19 protein-coding genes and 1 tRNA gene are annotated in these 14,856 nt (G+C 62.3%); 9 read left to right on the top strand and 11 right to left on the bottom strand.

Annotation, left to right across the window (positions count from 1 at the left end; genetic code table 11):
* Positions 1-47 precede the first annotated feature (47 nt).
* Complete coding sequence (locus tag ACEXP3_RS13535) at positions 48-896, bottom strand: tetratricopeptide repeat protein (protein WP_377297736.1); 849 nt, start codon at positions 894-896, stop codon at positions 48-50.
* Positions 897-1,035: 139 nt separating this feature from the next.
* Between ACEXP3_RS13535 and ACEXP3_RS13530 the strand changes: the two genes are divergently transcribed.
* The 4 genes from ACEXP3_RS13530 to ACEXP3_RS13515 all read left to right on the top strand — a co-directional run bounded on the left by ACEXP3_RS13530 (position 1,036) and on the right by ACEXP3_RS13515 (position 4,240).
* Complete coding sequence (locus tag ACEXP3_RS13530) at positions 1,036-2,439, top strand: leucyl aminopeptidase family protein (RefSeq protein ID WP_377297734.1); 1,404 nt, start codon at positions 1,036-1,038, stop codon at positions 2,437-2,439.
* Positions 2,440-2,519: 80 nt separating this feature from the next.
* Positions 2,520-2,870, top strand: a complete 351-nt coding sequence (locus tag ACEXP3_RS13525) for a MarR family transcriptional regulator (protein ID WP_377297732.1) — start codon at positions 2,520-2,522, stop codon at positions 2,868-2,870.
* Positions 2,871-2,882: 12 nt separating this feature from the next.
* A complete protein-coding gene (locus ACEXP3_RS13520) occupies positions 2,883-3,749 on the top strand; it encodes a C40 family peptidase (RefSeq protein WP_377297731.1) in 867 nt (288 codons plus the stop codon).
* Positions 3,750-3,853: 104 nt separating this feature from the next.
* Entirely contained in the window at positions 3,854-4,240 is a 387-nt protein-coding gene (locus ACEXP3_RS13515; RefSeq protein WP_377297730.1) for a hypothetical protein, read from the top strand.
* A gap of 406 nt (positions 4,241-4,646) precedes the next feature.
* On the opposite strand, the gene ACEXP3_RS13510 is transcribed toward ACEXP3_RS13515, so the two are convergent.
* The 3 genes from ACEXP3_RS13510 to ACEXP3_RS13500 all read right to left on the bottom strand — a co-directional run bounded on the left by ACEXP3_RS13510 (position 4,647) and on the right by ACEXP3_RS13500 (position 6,112).
* Positions 4,647-4,733 (bottom strand) — tRNA-Leu (locus ACEXP3_RS13510).
* Between the two features lie 118 nt (positions 4,734-4,851).
* Positions 4,852-5,169, bottom strand: a complete 318-nt coding sequence (locus ACEXP3_RS13505) for an Rdx family protein (protein WP_377297729.1) — start codon at positions 5,167-5,169, stop codon at positions 4,852-4,854.
* 4 nt (positions 5,170-5,173) lie between these two features.
* A complete protein-coding gene (locus tag ACEXP3_RS13500; protein ID WP_377297727.1) occupies positions 5,174-6,112 on the bottom strand; it encodes an NAD(P)-dependent oxidoreductase in 939 nt (312 codons plus the stop codon).
* A 188-nt stretch (positions 6,113-6,300) separates the two neighbouring features.
* Between ACEXP3_RS13500 and ACEXP3_RS13495 the strand changes: the two genes are divergently transcribed.
* A complete protein-coding gene (locus tag ACEXP3_RS13495; protein WP_377297726.1) occupies positions 6,301-7,041 on the top strand; it encodes a PRC-barrel domain-containing protein in 741 nt (246 codons plus the stop codon).
* Between the two features lie 64 nt (positions 7,042-7,105).
* On the opposite strand, the gene ACEXP3_RS13490 is transcribed toward ACEXP3_RS13495, so the two are convergent.
* The 4 genes from ACEXP3_RS13490 to ACEXP3_RS13475 all read right to left on the bottom strand — a co-directional run bounded on the left by ACEXP3_RS13490 (position 7,106) and on the right by ACEXP3_RS13475 (position 8,282).
* Positions 7,106-7,405 carry a CcdB family protein gene (locus ACEXP3_RS13490; protein WP_377297725.1) on the bottom strand — a complete coding sequence of 100 codons (300 nt, stop codon included), beginning with the start codon at positions 7,403-7,405 and terminating at the stop codon, positions 7,106-7,108.
* A gap of 1 nt (position 7,406) precedes the next feature.
* On the bottom strand, positions 7,407-7,661 hold the full coding sequence (locus ACEXP3_RS13485) for a type II toxin-antitoxin system CcdA family antitoxin (RefSeq protein ID WP_377297724.1): 255 nt from the start codon (positions 7,659-7,661) through the stop codon (positions 7,407-7,409).
* Between the two features lie 136 nt (positions 7,662-7,797).
* On the bottom strand, positions 7,798-8,022 hold the full coding sequence (locus ACEXP3_RS13480) for a DUF2188 domain-containing protein (protein ID WP_377297723.1): 225 nt from the start codon (positions 8,020-8,022) through the stop codon (positions 7,798-7,800).
* 62 nt (positions 8,023-8,084) lie between these two features.
* Positions 8,085-8,282 (bottom strand): hypothetical protein, encoded by a 198-nt coding sequence (locus tag ACEXP3_RS13475; RefSeq protein WP_377297722.1) that lies wholly within the window; start codon positions 8,280-8,282, stop codon positions 8,085-8,087.
* Between the two features lie 578 nt (positions 8,283-8,860).
* Here ACEXP3_RS13475 and ACEXP3_RS13470 point away from each other — a divergent pair.
* A complete protein-coding gene (locus ACEXP3_RS13470; protein WP_377297721.1) occupies positions 8,861-9,424 on the top strand; it encodes a hypothetical protein in 564 nt (187 codons plus the stop codon).
* A gap of 76 nt (positions 9,425-9,500) precedes the next feature.
* Here ACEXP3_RS13470 and lepA read toward each other — a convergent pair whose 3' ends face one another.
* Both lepA and ACEXP3_RS13460 read right to left on the bottom strand, forming a co-directional pair.
* Positions 9,501-11,321 (bottom strand): translation elongation factor 4, encoded by a 1,821-nt coding sequence (lepA, locus tag ACEXP3_RS13465; RefSeq protein ID WP_210103851.1) that lies wholly within the window; start codon positions 11,319-11,321, stop codon positions 9,501-9,503.
* Between the two features lie 157 nt (positions 11,322-11,478).
* Entirely contained in the window at positions 11,479-12,735 is a 1,257-nt protein-coding gene (locus ACEXP3_RS13460) for an MFS transporter (protein ID WP_377297720.1), read from the bottom strand.
* A 202-nt stretch (positions 12,736-12,937) separates the two neighbouring features.
* Here ACEXP3_RS13460 and ACEXP3_RS13455 point away from each other — a divergent pair, with 202 nt between their 5' ends.
* The 3 genes from ACEXP3_RS13455 to ACEXP3_RS13445 all read left to right on the top strand — a co-directional run bounded on the left by ACEXP3_RS13455 (position 12,938) and on the right by ACEXP3_RS13445 (position 14,347).
* Complete coding sequence (locus ACEXP3_RS13455) at positions 12,938-13,525, top strand: helix-turn-helix domain-containing protein (RefSeq protein ID WP_377297719.1); 588 nt, start codon at positions 12,938-12,940, stop codon at positions 13,523-13,525.
* A 44-nt stretch (positions 13,526-13,569) separates the two neighbouring features.
* On the top strand, positions 13,570-14,088 hold the full coding sequence (locus ACEXP3_RS13450; RefSeq protein ID WP_377297718.1) for a GNAT family N-acetyltransferase: 519 nt from the start codon (positions 13,570-13,572) through the stop codon (positions 14,086-14,088).
* Between the two features lie 85 nt (positions 14,089-14,173).
* Complete coding sequence (locus ACEXP3_RS13445) at positions 14,174-14,347, top strand: hypothetical protein (RefSeq protein ID WP_377297717.1); 174 nt, start codon at positions 14,174-14,176, stop codon at positions 14,345-14,347.
* A 42-nt stretch (positions 14,348-14,389) separates the two neighbouring features.
* Here ACEXP3_RS13445 and ACEXP3_RS13440 read toward each other — a convergent pair whose 3' ends face one another.
* Positions 14,390-14,722, bottom strand: a complete 333-nt coding sequence (locus ACEXP3_RS13440; RefSeq protein WP_377297716.1) for a hypothetical protein — start codon at positions 14,720-14,722, stop codon at positions 14,390-14,392.
* Positions 14,723-14,856 lie beyond the last annotated feature (134 nt).

Below are 14,856 nucleotides of genomic sequence, written 5' to 3'. Positions count from 1 at the left end.
CGGCGAATTTGTCCGCTGGCGGTCCGCCGCCGCGGCAGAGAAAGCCGTCAGCGGATCGCCTGCTTTGACGTGCCGTCCTTGCCGGCGAGTTTCGCCCAGGCATTCTGCTGGGCCAGCATGTCGCGAAGATAAGTCACGTTAGCCTCTGCCTGCACCGGCGAAAGCTCGCGGCTTGCAATCTCCTCGGCCTCGGCAAAGCGTCCCTGCAGGCCGACGACAAGCGCCAGATTCTGGCGCACGCGGCTGTCGGCCATCGGCTGCTGGCTTGCCGTGCGCAGATAGGTTTCGGCGGTGCGCAGGTCGCCGGACAAGACGTAAGACATGCCAAGGTTCGACAGCACGCTCGGTTCGTTCGGCTCGACCTCCAGCGCCATGCGGTATTTGCGCCGCGCCTCGTCCGTCCGGCCAAGCTGGTCCAGCACCGCGCCTTCCGCCGAATAGAGCCGCCAGTCGGGCCGGTCCGGCGTCTGGGCGCGGGAAATGGTGGCAAGCGCCTGTTCCAGCTGCCCGGCGCCGGCCTGGGCCTTGCCATAGGCGGCAAACACCGCGCGGTCGGAGGGATAGGCGATCACTACCTGCTGCATCACCGCAAGCGCCTGGGCGTTCTTGCCGTTCATGCGCAGGACATTGGCATAGGCAAGGCCGGTGGCGCGCTCTTTCGGGTTGCGCTCGTAGGCGCTGCCCATGCTGCGTTCGGCCATGGCAAGTTCAGGGCCGGTCATCGCGTCAAGCGGCTTGGAGAGGGAAGGGCCGGAGCCGGTGGCGGGGATGGAGCCCGTCGTCATCCGGTCGTGCCGCTCGGTGGCGCAGGAACCAAGGGCAAGCGACAGGATCGCGCAGCACGCCGAAAGACGCAGGCGCCGGTGCGATCTGAGCAAAAAAGGGTGTACCGTCATCGTGGTCTCTCGCAAGTATCCTTGCCGGCCATTTTTCTGACGCGGGACATGCAGATCATGGGTGGCGCTCTCTTGCCTCAAGCAATAGTCTGTTAACCCTAACAACCCGTTAAGTGCCCGATTCTGAAAGCATTAAGCCATGGCCCCCGCACCGCGTTCCCCCTACCAGTTCATCGAAAGAGCCTCCCCCTTTCGCCCTCATGATGCGGATGCGCTGACCGTTCACGCGCTGACGCCGGACGAGTTTCAGGCCGCAGGCCTTGCGCCGGAGGTAAAGGCCTTTGCAAGCGCCGCAGGCTTTACGGCCGATGCGGGAAGCCTGCTTCTCCTGCCGGGACAGGAGGGTGCGCTTGCCGGTGCGCTGTTTGGCCTGGGCAAGGAGCCCGCCGACCAGCCCTTCCTTGCTGGCAAGCTCGCCCGCCTGCTTCCCGCCGGCACCTGGACGATCTCCGCCTCTGCGCTTGCGCCGGAGCTCCTGGCGCTCGGCTTCGGCCTTGGCAGCTACAGTTTCGACAGCTATCGCACAGCAAAGCCTTCGGAGGTGTTTCTGTCCGTGCCGCAGGATCTCGATGGCGCCAAGCTTGACCGCACGCTTGCCGCCGTCTTTCTCGCCCGCGATCTCGTCAACACGCCGACCAATGACATGGGTCCTGAAACGCTGGAACGGGTGTTTTTTTCGCTCGCCAGCCATTATGGCGCAGAGGCCTCGTCCATCGTCGGCGAGGATCTGCTGGCAGAGAACTTTCCGCTCATCCACACCGTCGGGCGCGCCAGCGCCGAGGCGCCGAGGCTCCTGGAGATGCGTTTTGGCCGCAAGGGCGCCCGCAAGGTGACGCTCGTCGGCAAGGGCGTCTGCTTCGATACCGGCGGCCTCGACATCAAGCCGCCGGCCTCGATGCTGCTCATGAAGAAGGACATGGGCGGTGCGGCCAATGTTCTGGCGCTTGCCCTAATGATCATGGATGCCGGCCTCGACATCGATCTGCGCGTTCTCGTGCCGGCGGTGGAAAACTCGATTTCCGCCAATGCCTTCCGGCCGGGTGACATCTATCGCAGCCGCAAGGGGCTTTCGGTCCAGATCGACAACACCGATGCCGAAGGCCGCCTGATCCTTGCCGATGCGCTGGCCTATGCCGACGAGGAGGCTCTGGACCTGATGGTGGACATGGCAACGCTCACCGGGGCTGCCCGTGTCGCGCTTGGCCCGGATCTGCCACCCTTCTTCACCGATGACGAGGCGCTGGCGGCAAGCCTGTCTGCCGCAAGCCTTGCCGAGGACGACCCGATCTGGCGCCTGCCGCTCTACAAGGGCTATGAAAAGGATGTGCGCGCCAAGGTGGCGGATCTCACCAATGCCCCGGCCGGCGGCATGGCGGGCGCGATCACCGCGGCCTTGTTCCTCAAACGCTTCGTCGAACACAGCCGAAGCTGGGTGCATTTCGATATTTTTGCCTGGGTTCCGGCGGAAAAGCCGCATGCGCCGGTGGGCGGCGAGGCGCAGGCGATCCGCGCGCTCTATCGCCACATCGCATCACTGTGCTGACGGTTTGGCCTTTTTGAAGGGCTTGCGGCGGATCGGTGTTCGGTTGAGGATAGACAAAAAGCCCATGCCAGGGAGTTGCAATGCCCGCTGATCTTTCGGCCACCGAAGCGCTGGGGCTTTTCCACCGCGTGACGCTGGAACAGGTGCGCCAGGATGGACCTGACCTCAGCCTGCGCCAGCTCGCCCTTCTTCTGCATATCTATCTCGTGCCGCCGCCGCATACGGTGCGCGGGCTTGCGGCCGCGCTTGGCGTCACCAAGCCGGTGATCACCCGCGCGCTCGATACGATGGGCGCCATGCAACTCGTGGACCGGGCGCGCGACGAGCGCGACCGGCGCAATGTCATCATCAAGCGCACGGTGGCCGGAGCGCTTTATCTCGAAAGACTGGGCGACCTCGTGCGCAACGAGGCCCGCCGACCCATGCCCTGAGGAGGGGCCGCCATGACAGAGACCTCAGTTCCGACACTTGATCGTCGCCTCAACGCCTTCCGCGCGGATCTCGCGGACGAAACCTTGCGCGGCAAAGTGGAGGCGGCCGCTTTCGCGCGGGGCGAACCGGCATCCGTTGCCGTGCCGGTGGCCGATCTCCGGCCCGCCCCGGATTTATCGCGCGGCATCGATACGCAATTGCTGTTCGGCGAGCCGTTGCGCGTGTTTGATCGGCGCGATGGCTTTGCCTGGGTGCAGGCGCTGGAGGATGGCTATGTCGGCTATCTGCCGGAGGCGCAGCTGACCTCGGCAACCGTGCCGACGCACCGCATCTCAGTGCCGCGCACCTTCGTCTATCCGCAGGCGGAGCTGCGCATGGTGCCGCTTCAGGCGCTTTCGATGGGAAGCCGCATCACGGCGATCGGTGAGGCCGAAACGCGCGGCACGCGCTATTTCCTGCTGGCCTCGGGCGGCGCGGTGATTGCCCGCCACTGCATCGAGGAGACGGCCGTGCTGTCTGCCGATTACGTCACGATCGCCGAAAGCTTTCTGGAAACCCCCTATCTCTGGGGCGGCCGGTCCGGCTTCGGCATTGATTGCTCGGGCCTCGTGCAGCTTGCCATGATGATGGCCGGCAGAAAGATCCTGCGCGATTCCGATATGCAGGCGGGCTTCGGAACACCCATTGCCCGCCACGACCTTGTGCGCGGCGACCTCGTCTTCTGGAAGGGGCATGTCGGCATCATGGAAGATGAGAAGACCCTCCTCCACGCCAACGGCCACACGATGACGGTGGCGCGTGAAAATCTCGATGCGGCAATCGAGCGGATCGGCTGGCTCTACGAGCAACCCACGGCGTTTCGCCGACCGCCGGCCTGAGGCCTTGCGGCGGTGCCGATCACGCAAATGTATTTGCCGGAGATGGCAGTCACGTGTCCGATTGACTACATGAAGACCAGATGACGAGGATCGGAGCAGACGCCATGGCTGGAAGATCGCAATGGACGGCAAGGGGTGCGCTCAGTGTCCTCGGGCTTGTCGCGCTCGGCCTTATCCAGGCACTGCCGGCGCAGGCGTCTGACGCCAAGTCGCAGCCGAACTGGTCCAATCCCGCCCCGGCGCCGGTCTTCAAGGACCTGCCGGGTGTCGTGCCGGAAGAGGCCCGCGTGCGCAAGGAAGCAGCCGACAGCCCCAACTGCACCACCGGGGTGGAATATCGCCGCTGGCGCCGGGACAGCATCTTGAGCTCCGACAGCCTGCCGGTGCAGGTTTATCGCTGCGAACAGGGCGGGTTCACCTATTCCGGCACCGAACTGCCGGACCGCCCCTGGGTGCCGGGCCTGAACCCCTACGACCTGCCGCGCGATTGATCGGCTACGCCTGACGGCCCTCAAGCCTGCGGATGCGCGAACGGCCCCCACACCGAAAGCACGCCGATGAAGCTGAACACGATGGACAGCACGAGCAGGATGACGAAGGCGATGAAAACGGCTTTGGGCACGGGGGTCTCCTGAACAAAGGCAGCCTGAGATCTGTGGCGCGCGCCTGACGGTCTTTAGGCAGGCGTGCCGCGGATAACGCGGGGCAGGCGGTCCGACCTCCTGTCCCTGAAGGCCCGACTGCGGCCCTCCTTACACCATTCCGGCCGAAAGGTCTGTCCTCAAAACATCTGCCGGAACGGCGATGCCGGACGAAATGCAAGGCACAAAAAAAGCCCGGCGAACCGAGCTTTCTTTTGTGTTTCCGGACCGTGTGACACAGTCTGAAACTGGAATTTGGTGCCCAGAAGAGGACTCGAACCTCCACACCCTTTCGAGTACCAGCACCTGAAGCTGGCGCGTCTACCAATTCCGCCATCTGGGCGACGAGGAGCGATGTACTGGTAGCTGCCGCCCCTGTCAACGGCCTTTTTGAAGTTTCTGTGTCAGCTGCGATTTTTCTCGAGGTGATGTGTATTAGCAGGTGCGCGCAAGCCTTGGGATCAAACGCTTTCGCCGCTATCTGCCTTGTTTTCCTTGGAAGAACGGTCAAGGTGTCCCAGATCGCGATCGGGTGCGATCACGTCGCGCACGCGCTGCTTGAGGTCCTTCGGGCCTGGAAAACCACCGTCGCGCACCCGCTCCCAGACGAGTGCGTCGTTGATGCGGATTTCGAAAATGCCACCGGTTCCGGGGATCAGCGCCACCTCGCCAAGGCTGTCGCCGAAGGTGTGCAGCAGCTCCTGCGCCATCCAGGCGGAGCGCAGCAGCCAGTTGCACTGGGTGCAGTAGTGAATGGTAATCCGGGCCTTCTCGCTCATCGCCTTACTCCTTCATCGTGTCGGTCGCAGCACGCACCATGGTGGCAAGATCCGCCTCGCCATGGCCGTTGTCCTGCGCTTGTCGGAAACTTTCCAAGGCCGCCCCCATCGTCGGCAGGTCCACGTCCAGCTGCTGGGCAAGATCTGCCACGACGCGGGCATCCTTCACCACGCCCGACAGCGAAAAGCCGACCGCATCGCTCGTTCCAAGGATAACCGGCAGGCGGGATTTGAGCGCCGGGCTTGCGGCCGGACTGCCTTCGAGAAAATTGAGCATGGTTTCGCGGGTGAGGCCGGCGGCCTGGCCGAGAAGCAGCGCTTCCTTCAGCGTCTGCCAGAGCCCGAGCAGCATCATGTTGTTGACGAGCTTTGCCGCCGCACCATGGCCAAGCGGCCCGATATGGTGGATGCGGTCGGACAGCACCTCGGCAACCGGCAGGAACCGCTCCACATCCTCCTTCGCGCCGCCGATATAGAGCCCGATGCGGCCCTGCAGAACCTGGTCCGGCCCGCCGGAAATCGGCGCGTCGATGGCGCGCGCGCCGGCAGCTTCCAGGGCGCCTGCATGGGCACTCAGTGTCTGCGGGCCAACCGTGCTCGTGTCGACAATCAGGCGCCCGTCAAGCGCGCCGGTCTGGGCAAGGACAGAGAGAACGGAGGACACGGCAGCATCATCCATCAGGGACAGAATGAGGATGCGGGAGGAGGCCGCGAGCTTTCCCAGAGTGTCTGCGCCGGCAATGCCGAGCTCGTCTGCGCGTGCCGGATCGATGCCGCTCCGGCTCCAGCCGGTCACCGAAAACCCCGCCGCCGTGAGGCGCCGGGCCATGGCAGAGCCCATGCGGCCAAGCCCGATGATGCCGATCGTGTCACGCGTCATGCCATCCCCTTCTTCTCTATTATCGTTCCAGGCACAGCCGGTATGGCGGGAGTGCGGACGCAAAGACTAGCGCCATAGCGCAAGGCGACGATAGAGGCTTTTCCGAAGGGGGATCAGAAAACCGCCGCCGGGATCGGTTTCTCCTGCGCGTGCAGGGCCCTCGTTCTGTCATCGCGACGAGAAACATCGGAACCAGACCGGGTCGGGCGGGGTTTGTCGATCAGTGTACAATCAATGACTGGAGAAAACACATGTCCCGCAAGCTCATCGCTGCCCTTGCTCTATCCACCGTTCTGCCGTTTGCAGCCCTGGCGCAGACCACGACGACGGCGCCCGTCACCCCCGCCCAGACGACCAACCAGAACAATGCGCATGGCGGCATGGCCGATAGCCATCGCAGCACGGAGGCAACGACCGCCGGGCCGTTCGTCACGGTGCCGGGTGAGGGCGCCTGGCGCTTCAGCGATCTGGAAGGCAAGGCCGTCTACGGAGCCGAAGGCGACAATATCGGCCAGATCAATGACGTCCTCGTCAGCCAGAACGGCGCCGTCAACGCCGTGATCGTCGGCGTCGGCGGCTTCCTTGGCATCGGCGAAAAGGATGTCGCCGTGGATATGAGCGCCCTGCAGCTCGGTCCGGGCATGAGCCAGGAAGAGGCCAATGCGGCCGCTGCCCAGTCCGGCGCGGTCTCGTCTGAAACCACCGCTGCAACGCAGCCCGGCACCACGGCAACGCCTGGGGCAGCGACGCCGCCGGCCGCCGGCACTGCCCGCACCACCACCGATCCGGCCGGAACCGGCATGGGTGCCGCCAGCAACCGCACGGGCGCCCCGGGTGCTGCCACCTCCAATAGCGAAAGCAACGGCCAACTGGCTAATGCCGACGCCGCCCAGATCGGCGACGACGGCCTGCCGCAGCGCATCGTGCTCAACGTGACGCGCGAACAGCTGCAGGATGCGCCGGCCTTCGAAGGCATGACGCCCGCCCGCTAAGAGTTATCGCCGGATTGCCCCGGATCCCGCAGGTCATGTCTGCGGGATTTTCCGTTTGAAGACCTCAAAATCCCTGAAACAGGAAATCGGTCGCCGCCGTGATGTCATCCGCGCTCGCGGAGAGATCGGCAACGAAGGGACCGAAAAGCGCAACGTTGATGGCGGCAATCCGTTGAGTTGCCATCGTGTAGCGGATCCCCTCGATGTCAAATCGAGGATTCATGCGACCGATTGACCAGGACATCAGTTCCACCGGGTATAAGGGCACAACGACACGCGTGCGAAGCGCGTCAAGAACATCGGCCTGAAGGTCAAGGATCAGTATTGCCTCTTCAGTTGAACGGTAGACTGAAAACCGCGCCATGCTACCACAGCCGGTATTTGGCCAATGGCAAACCGTGTTTCTCGATATAGTCGTTTTCCGCCTTTATCGCCTCGGCGTTCTCGATCTTCCAAAGGCGCTCTTTTTCAGCCTTCACGGCACGCGCAATGCCCTCCGTTGCGGCCTGCGAGACGTCAAGCTTCAGGTCGCGCGCTTCCAGAAGAAGCCGCTCGTCCACATGGATGGCATGGGTGATGCCATCCGTGCTGCCATTCGGCTTTCTCGATGTTTGTGCCATGCGTTCTGCGGCCTCCCGTGAGAGGCCGGATTATGCGGCAGATAGTCTCGCTTGAGAAGCCTATTCGTAACTGCCTTCAACCCTCGTGCCGAGCGCACCGAATGCGGGGGCGGCGAGCCCGCCCCCGGACGAGGTTTCAGCCTTTCGGCGGATACGGATCGTTGCCGTAGGAGTTGCGTTCGCGGATGCGACCGTTTTCTCCATGGATCAGCATTTCCGACTGCTGGTTCTGCGCGATGCCACGGGCAATGCCGATCGCTTCGCGCTGGGTTTCGACGACCTTGGTGGCGCGGCTGGAGCCGGCACCCTTGACGGCCCAGCCATCGGGATGGGGGACGACGTGTTGATTGCGTTTTGTCATTTTCAGAATCCTTGTTCGATTGTGAGGAGGAAGGCCGCTGCTTTCGCAGCGACCTCGCTTCGTCATGCTGAGCGCTTCAGAAGGGCTGCTTCGCGGCTGCCAATGAACTTCCGCTCTTTCAGAACTTCGTTCACGCGGCCCGGATTGACGTCGAGACGCGCCGCAATCCGGTTCTGAAACTCGCCGGTCCAGTGGCAGAGCCAGATCTGGATGGCGTCATCGAATGTGAGCGCAGAGCTCGGCTTATCGTTGTCGTTCATTGAACGATCCTTTCATTTCAATTGGTTGCCCTCTTGAAACGAAGACCGGGACGTGCGATTCTGAAGGTGCAAAGTGCTTCAGATATCGGCAATCCCAGTACATTCGTCCAACGGATAAGGGCTTGTCCGCTGACACCACGGGTCACATTTCAGGTTGGGTTGCACCCCAATCTGTTTTGTGGCCCTTTTTGTTACTGCCAACCGCGACGGTGCTCAGTGGTGCGGTCGGCTAGTGATCTTCTCTGCATCGAGTCGTCTCCTTTGATCGTTATCATCCCTGCAGATGATTTCTGTGTCAAGAGTTGTGCGTAAATTGCATCAAATTCATTCTATTCAGATCAGAGAATCCCACAGACAAGATGGAATGCGGAGCCAGCGTCTGGTAAAGAGAAATTTCCAAACTCTATAAAAGTTATTATTATCAGTTGGTTATTAGATAGTTGTCGGAAGCGCTTTGAGTCTGTGTCAATCATCCAGTGTCTGAGTCAGTTGATCGTCAATCTAGATGAGAGTCGCTAAAATTTCCAGATTGACGACTGGCGCGGCCTCTGAGAAGATGAGCTGAACAGGAGGCCAACATGAATAGTCAAAAATCTAAAGCCGCCTTGCTGGAGTTCCTCGATTATCTGGCGCGTAAAGGCTTGATGAATAAAACCACAGCTTCCTCACGAAAGGCAGCTGTAAACAATGTCCTTGGCATTCTGGATGACGACGAGGCCGCTGATGTATCAAAGATTGACCTTGATGATGTGATGCGGCGGTTCAGCAATCTGAATGGTCTCAACTACACCTCAGACAGTCTTACGACTTACAAGAGTCGAGTTCGGTCAGCTCTCGATGATTTCTTAAGCTATCTCGAAAATCCGATGGCGTTTAGGCCGAGCACCGGAGGGACCGCGCGTAAAAGTCAAGAAAGGGCGCGAGTTTCCCTCGTGGAAACACGTAAACGTAGTACGGCTGCGTCAAGTCCTGCAGTCGAGCAAACGTCCGAACTGACGCCGCCTGCAGTAGCAACGCTGATTTTGCCGATTCCAATTCGCGCTGATTTGACGGTCTACATTCAGGGACTACCTTACGACCTTACTCAGGCCGAAGCTTCGAAAATCGCTAACGTTATCCGAGCGATGGCCGTCGGCGACTAGTTATCGCAGTTCCGGCCGCTCCCAAGTGGCGCAATTCTGAGTTGGGGTCCTCGCAACAGTCTGGGACACGAGCCCCTCACTCGTCGCTCATCTTCAGCGCGGCGATAAACGCTTCCTGCGGGATTTCCACCTTGCCGAACTGGCGCATGCGCTTCTTACCGGCCTTCTGCTTGTCGAGAAGCTTGCGCTTGCGCGATGCGTCGCCGCCGTAGCACTTTGCCGTCACGTCCTTGCGCATGGCCGAGATGGTTTCGCGCGCGATCACGTTGCCGCCGATGGCAGCCTGGATCGGGATCTTGAACATGTGGCGCGGAATGAGGTCCTTCAGCTTTTCGCACATGTCGCGGCCGCGCTTTTCCGCCGCCGAACGGTGGACGAGCATGGAGAGCGCATCCACCGGCTCGCCATTCACCATGATCGACATTTTCACAAGGTTGCCCTCGCGATAGGTGTCGAGATGGTAGTCGAAGGAGGCATAGCCTTTGGAGATCGACTTCAGGCGATCGTAGAAATCGAAGACCACTTCGTTGAGCGGCAGCTCATAGGTGATCATTGCGCGCTTGCCCACATAGGTAAGCTCGGTCTGGATGCCGCGCCGGTCCTGGCAAAGCTTGAGGATACCGCCGAGATAATCGTCGGGGGTGAGGATCGTCGCCTTGATCCACGGCTCGTGGATTTCGTCGATCCGCACGACGTCGGGCATGTCGGCCGGATTGTGCAGCTCGCGCTCGGTTCCGTCGGTCATGTAGAGCTTGTAGACGACGGAGGGGGCGGTTGCGATCAGGTCGAGATCGAACTCACGCTCGAGGCGCTCCTGGATGATTTCCAGATGCAGAAGCCCAAGGAAGCCGCAGCGGAAGCCGAAGCCGAGGGCGGCCGAGGATTCCATTTCGAAGGAGAAGGAGGCGTCGTTGAGGCGCAGCTTCCCCATGGCGGCGCGCAGGTCTTCGAAGTCGGCGGCATCGACCGGGAAAAGGCCGCAGAACACGACCGGCTGCGCCGGCTTGAAGCCCGGCAGCATCTTGTCGGTCGGGCGCTTGTCTTCGGTGATCGTATCGCCGACGCGCGTATCGGCCACTTCCTTGATCGAACCGGTGAAGAAGCCGATTTCGCCGGGTCCGAGTGAATCGACCGACACCATTTTCGGGGTCAGCACGCCAACGCGCTCGACATTGTATTTGGCATCCGTACCCATCATGCGGATGACCTGGCCCTTGGACAGGACGCCGTCCAGCACGCGCACCAGAACCATGACGCCGAGATAGGTATCGTACCAGCTGTCGACGAGGAGCGCCTTCAGCGGAGCCTTCTCGCCGCCTTCGCTCTTCGGCGCCGGCAGCTTGTGCACGATGGCTTCCAGAACGTCGGGGATGCCGAGGCCGGTCTTTGCCGAAATCAGCACGGCTTCGGAAGCATCGATGCCGATCACTTCCTCGATCTGTTCCTTGATGCGCTCGGGCTCGGCGGCCGGGAGATCCACCTTGTTGAGGACCGTCACCAGTTCGTGATTGTTGTCGATCGCCTGATAGACGTTGGCGAGTGTCTGGGCTTCGACGCCCTGCGACGCATCGACGACCAGCAGCGAGCCTTCGCAGGCAGACAGCGAGCGCGACACTTCATAGGCGAAGTCGACATGGCCGGGCGTGTCGATCAGGTTCAGCACATAGGTTTCGCCATTGTTGGCCTTGTAGTGCAGGCGCACCGTCTGGGCCTTGATGGTGATGCCGCGTTCCTTCTCGATATCCATCGAGTCCAGCACCTGCTCGGACATCTCGCGCTCGGCAAGGCCCCCGGTCATCTGGATCAGACGGTCGGCGAGGGTGGACTTGCCATGGTCGATATGGGCGACGATGGAAAAGTTGCGGATATGGTCGAGGGGCGTGCGATCGGTGCTCATGGTCGCGCATATAGCAGCGGCCCGTTTCAACGCCTAGCGGGAAAATAAGCAAGAGAGGGCGAAAACAGCCTGCGCGCGGGCAAAATCCGGTCTTCTGGTGCCGTCTTTCCGCCCACGGCTTGCCGTCGGCAGCGGTCGGGCCTCCCTGGCTTGCGCCTCAGGGGTCCGGCAGCCCGGCATCGGGATCGGTCAGAGTGGCGGCATTCGGCACCTGGGCGCTGCGCAGTTCGAACGTCTCGCGCGCCTGCGAGGGCACCGGGTTGCGCTCGTTGAGCCGCCAGAGCACGAACATGCCATAGGCGATCGCCACCAGCATGGCGGCGCCAATAAAGGTCTTTTGGCCGAGCACCGGCGTGAGTGCAGTCACGGCGAGAGGCACTACGGTTGCCGCCGCCGACCAGGCCACCAGCAGCGTGCTCGACAGCGGCACATAGTCATCGGGATCGGCGCGGTCGTTGGAATGGGCATTGGCGATGGAATAGATCGTCTCGATGGCGCCGCCGAACACCAGGAAGACGATCATCAGGACGATCATCTGGGAAAAAGAGGTGAACAGTGCTGCGCCCGCAGCGCAGGTGATGAGGACGCAGGTGATGAGCAGCACCCGGCGCCGGTCGATGCGGTCCGACAGGATGCCGAGCGGATATTGCACGAAGAGCAGGCCGGTCTGCATCACGAACATCAACAGTGCCACCTGGCTCTGCGACACGTTGTTGACGGCGGCATAGATCGGCACGAAACCCTGCACCACCATGGAAAGCCCGCCGGAGGCCAGCACGCCGATCAGGCCGACCGGCGAAATGCGCCAGGCCATGCGCAGGTCGACGTTGACGCGCGCCGGCGCCGGCGGGTTGGGTAGGCGGGTGAGCCCGATCGGCAGGATCGCAAGGGCCGTAAACAGCACGGTCAGCAGCGGTGTCACGTTGCCGGTGGTGGAAATCTGGCCGAATAGCCAGGCCCCGCAGCCGAGCGCCAGCACATAGGCCATGTAGAAGAAGGACATCGCCCGTCCGCGCCAGGCATTGGACGCGGCATGGTTCAGCCAGCTCTGCGCGATGATGAAATTGCAGTTGGCTGCAGCGCCATAAAGCCCGCGGGCCAGAATCCACCAGCCGGCCGGAAGTCCCGAGGCGATGATCACGGCGGCGATGATGACGATGGCCATCGAGCAGGCAAAAAGCCGCGCATGGCCAACCCGGCGGATCAGCGGGCCGGTGACGACGCAGCCCACCAGCCCGCCGAAGGCGACGGCCGTGACGGCTGCTCCCGGCGCCCAGCTGGCCGCCTCCGAGCGGGCCAGCATGTAGGGGCTGTAGGCAAACATCAGGCCGCTGCCGACAGCCGCCGTCGACATCGACAGGACGATGCTGGCAATCGACAGCGGGGATGTGCCGGATAAGGGCTTGTCGTGCATCGAAACTCCATGAAGGCAGGCACACGACGAGGCCGGCGCGGTTGAGCGCGCGGATGCGGGAGCTTTGGTTCATCCTAGCGAACGGACGGTGTGCGTGGCTATCGCGAAAACGCCGACATCCCGTTCGTCCCCGTCAGGCGCGTCTCACAAATCCACTATGAGAGCGATTGACTCCATTATAAGAGAAATGCAAACTCTTTTCATGGAAAAGACAGATCAGGATTTCGAAATCGCGATCGGTGACCGGCTGAAGGCGCTGCGGCTTGCGCAGAAGTTCACGCTGGACCGTCTGGCAGCCGATGCGCGTGTCAGCCGCGCGATGATTTCGCGCATCGAGCGAGGGGAGGCAAGCCCGACGGCGGCCCTTTTGGCACGGCTCTGCGAGGCGCTCGGCCTGTCGCTCTCGGCCTTCTTTGCCCCTGATAATCCCGGAACGTCGCCCGTGTCGCGTCGCGAGACGCAGCGCCTCTGGCGCGATCCGACGACCGGCTATCTGCGCCGCTCGGTCTCGCCGCCCGGCATGCCGTCAAGGGTCGATATCGTCGAGGTGGAGTTTCCGCCGGGTGCGCGCGTCTCCTTTCCGCCGCGCCCGGAAAGCCGGTTCATGACGCAGCATGTCTGGCTGTTTGCCGGCGTGATCGACATGGAACTTGCCGGCGAAACCCACCGGCTTCACCCCGGCGATTGCCTGTTCATGGATATCGGCGACGCCTTTGCCTTCTTCAATCCGTCCGACCAGCCCGCCCGCTACGGCGTCATTCTGGATCGTGGACAAGTTCCCGGCCGATGATCGCCTCCGAACATTCCTCCAAAAAAACTGAACGAGATTTTCCGATGACCAGTTTTCACATTCTTGATGCGCAGGCCGCCGAACAGGCGATCGATGACCTTTGCGATGTGCTGAGCGATTGTATCAATGGCGGCGCCTCTCTAGGCTTCATGCTGCCGTTCACCCCTCAAGATGCGCAGGCTTACTGGCGCGGCGTGGCAGAAGCGGTGCGCCTTGGTCAGACGATCCTGGCGGTGGCTGAGATCGAGGGCCGGGTGGTGGCCACGGTGCAGGTCGGGCTTGCCCAAAAACCGAACCAGCCGCATCGCGGCGATCTGATGAAGCTTCTGGTGCATCGCGATGCGCGCGGTCTCGGCCTGTCGCGCAAGCTGATGGATCTGGTGGAGCAGGAGGCCGCCCGGCGCGGGCGCACGCTCCTAGTGCTGGACACGGCAACCGGTAGCGATGCGGAGGCAATCTATCCCCGCTTTGGCTGGCAGCGGGTGGGCGTCATCCCCGATTACGCGCTCTGGCCGCAGGGCGGGTTCTGCGACACCACGCTGTTCTACAAACGGGTCGGCTGAACGCGCATCCGGGGTGAAAAAGTCAGGAACCTCACCGCTCTCAGGCGGTTAGGCCTGTTCGACCGACATGAAAACGGAGGCGAACATGACAAAGACCGATATCAAGGCGCAGCAGGAGCGGGCCAAGGCACAGGTGGACAATACCAGCGCCGGCGGCCATCTCGGTGGCACCTATTACGGCCAGGAGCCCGACGGCAAGACGATCAGCGGCAATGACCGCGTCGGCTCCAAGGCGCGCCCGAACAACGGCAGCAACTGACGATTAAAGGCCATCGGCCGGACTGGCCGAGGCGGATGACATTCAGCGGCGGGGCCCGGTCGATGCTCGCGTCCCGCCGTTGCTTTCGGGGCTCGCGCCTGCGGCTTTGCCAGAGCGGCTTGCGGAAAAGCGGTCGGCGGCACTGCCGGCAATCCGCGCGTGGTCTGCAAGCCGTGCAGCAAACATCGAGAGCTTTTCAGGATCGGTCAGGCCCATGCGGTAGAGGCGCAGCACGATGCGCGCCAGCTTCTCCTGGTCAAGCTTGTTGGGCTTGCCGCTGCCGGTAAACACGATGGAGCGGATGACCGCGTCGATCACCGCAAAATCGCTGGGCACCAGAATGTTCGGGTAAAACCGCACGTCCGAATGAGGCATGGTTCTCTCCGGTTGACGCCCGCCACCATAGGCATCGAAGACTGTCGCGCAATATCAAATGTTATAGTGCGCGATCGCAGCTTGCGTCGGCTGCCGCCAAACCTCTTGCCGGGGCGCAACAAAAAACGGCGGCT

The organism is Neorhizobium fuzhouense (assembly GCF_042611105.1).
Lineage (GTDB): Bacteria > Pseudomonadota > Alphaproteobacteria > Rhizobiales > Rhizobiaceae > Neorhizobium > Neorhizobium galegae_A.
This window is presented reverse-complemented; position numbering and strand designations above follow the sequence as displayed.

Excerpts from the sequence above, each read along its gene's own strand:
- ACEXP3_RS13535 (WP_377297736.1), bottom strand. The coding sequence starts at position 896 with ATGACGGTACACCCTTTTTTGCTCAGATCGCACCGGCGCCTGCGTCTT.
- ACEXP3_RS13530 (WP_377297734.1), top strand. The coding sequence starts at position 1,036 with ATGGCCCCCGCACCGCGTTCCCCCTACCAGTTCATCGAAAGAGCCTCC.
- ACEXP3_RS13525 (WP_377297732.1), top strand. The coding sequence starts at position 2,520 with ATGCCCGCTGATCTTTCGGCCACCGAAGCGCTGGGGCTTTTCCACCGC.
- ACEXP3_RS13520 (WP_377297731.1), top strand. The coding sequence starts at position 2,883 with ATGACAGAGACCTCAGTTCCGACACTTGATCGTCGCCTCAACGCCTTC.
- ACEXP3_RS13515 (WP_377297730.1), top strand. The coding sequence starts at position 3,854 with ATGGCTGGAAGATCGCAATGGACGGCAAGGGGTGCGCTCAGTGTCCTC.
- ACEXP3_RS13505 (WP_377297729.1), bottom strand. The coding sequence starts at position 5,169 with ATGAGCGAGAAGGCCCGGATTACCATTCACTACTGCACCCAGTGCAAC.
- ACEXP3_RS13495 (WP_377297726.1), top strand. The coding sequence starts at position 6,301 with ATGTCCCGCAAGCTCATCGCTGCCCTTGCTCTATCCACCGTTCTGCCG.
- ACEXP3_RS13490 (WP_377297725.1), bottom strand. The coding sequence starts at position 7,405 with ATGGCGCGGTTTTCAGTCTACCGTTCAACTGAAGAGGCAATACTGATC.
- ACEXP3_RS13485 (WP_377297724.1), bottom strand. The coding sequence starts at position 7,661 with ATGGCACAAACATCGAGAAAGCCGAATGGCAGCACGGATGGCATCACC.
- ACEXP3_RS13480 (WP_377297723.1), bottom strand. The coding sequence starts at position 8,022 with ATGACAAAACGCAATCAACACGTCGTCCCCCATCCCGATGGCTGGGCC.
- ACEXP3_RS13475 (WP_377297722.1), bottom strand. The coding sequence starts at position 8,282 with ATGAACGACAACGATAAGCCGAGCTCTGCGCTCACATTCGATGACGCC.
- ACEXP3_RS13470 (WP_377297721.1), top strand. The coding sequence starts at position 8,861 with ATGAATAGTCAAAAATCTAAAGCCGCCTTGCTGGAGTTCCTCGATTAT.
- lepA (WP_210103851.1), bottom strand. The coding sequence starts at position 11,321 with ATGAGCACCGATCGCACGCCCCTCGACCATATCCGCAACTTTTCCATC.
- ACEXP3_RS13460 (WP_377297720.1), bottom strand. The coding sequence starts at position 12,735 with ATGCACGACAAGCCCTTATCCGGCACATCCCCGCTGTCGATTGCCAGC.
- ACEXP3_RS13455 (WP_377297719.1), top strand. The coding sequence starts at position 12,938 with ATGGAAAAGACAGATCAGGATTTCGAAATCGCGATCGGTGACCGGCTG.
- ACEXP3_RS13450 (WP_377297718.1), top strand. The coding sequence starts at position 13,570 with ATGACCAGTTTTCACATTCTTGATGCGCAGGCCGCCGAACAGGCGATC.
- ACEXP3_RS13445 (WP_377297717.1), top strand. The coding sequence starts at position 14,174 with ATGACAAAGACCGATATCAAGGCGCAGCAGGAGCGGGCCAAGGCACAG.
- ACEXP3_RS13440 (WP_377297716.1), bottom strand. The coding sequence starts at position 14,722 with ATGCCTCATTCGGACGTGCGGTTTTACCCGAACATTCTGGTGCCCAGC.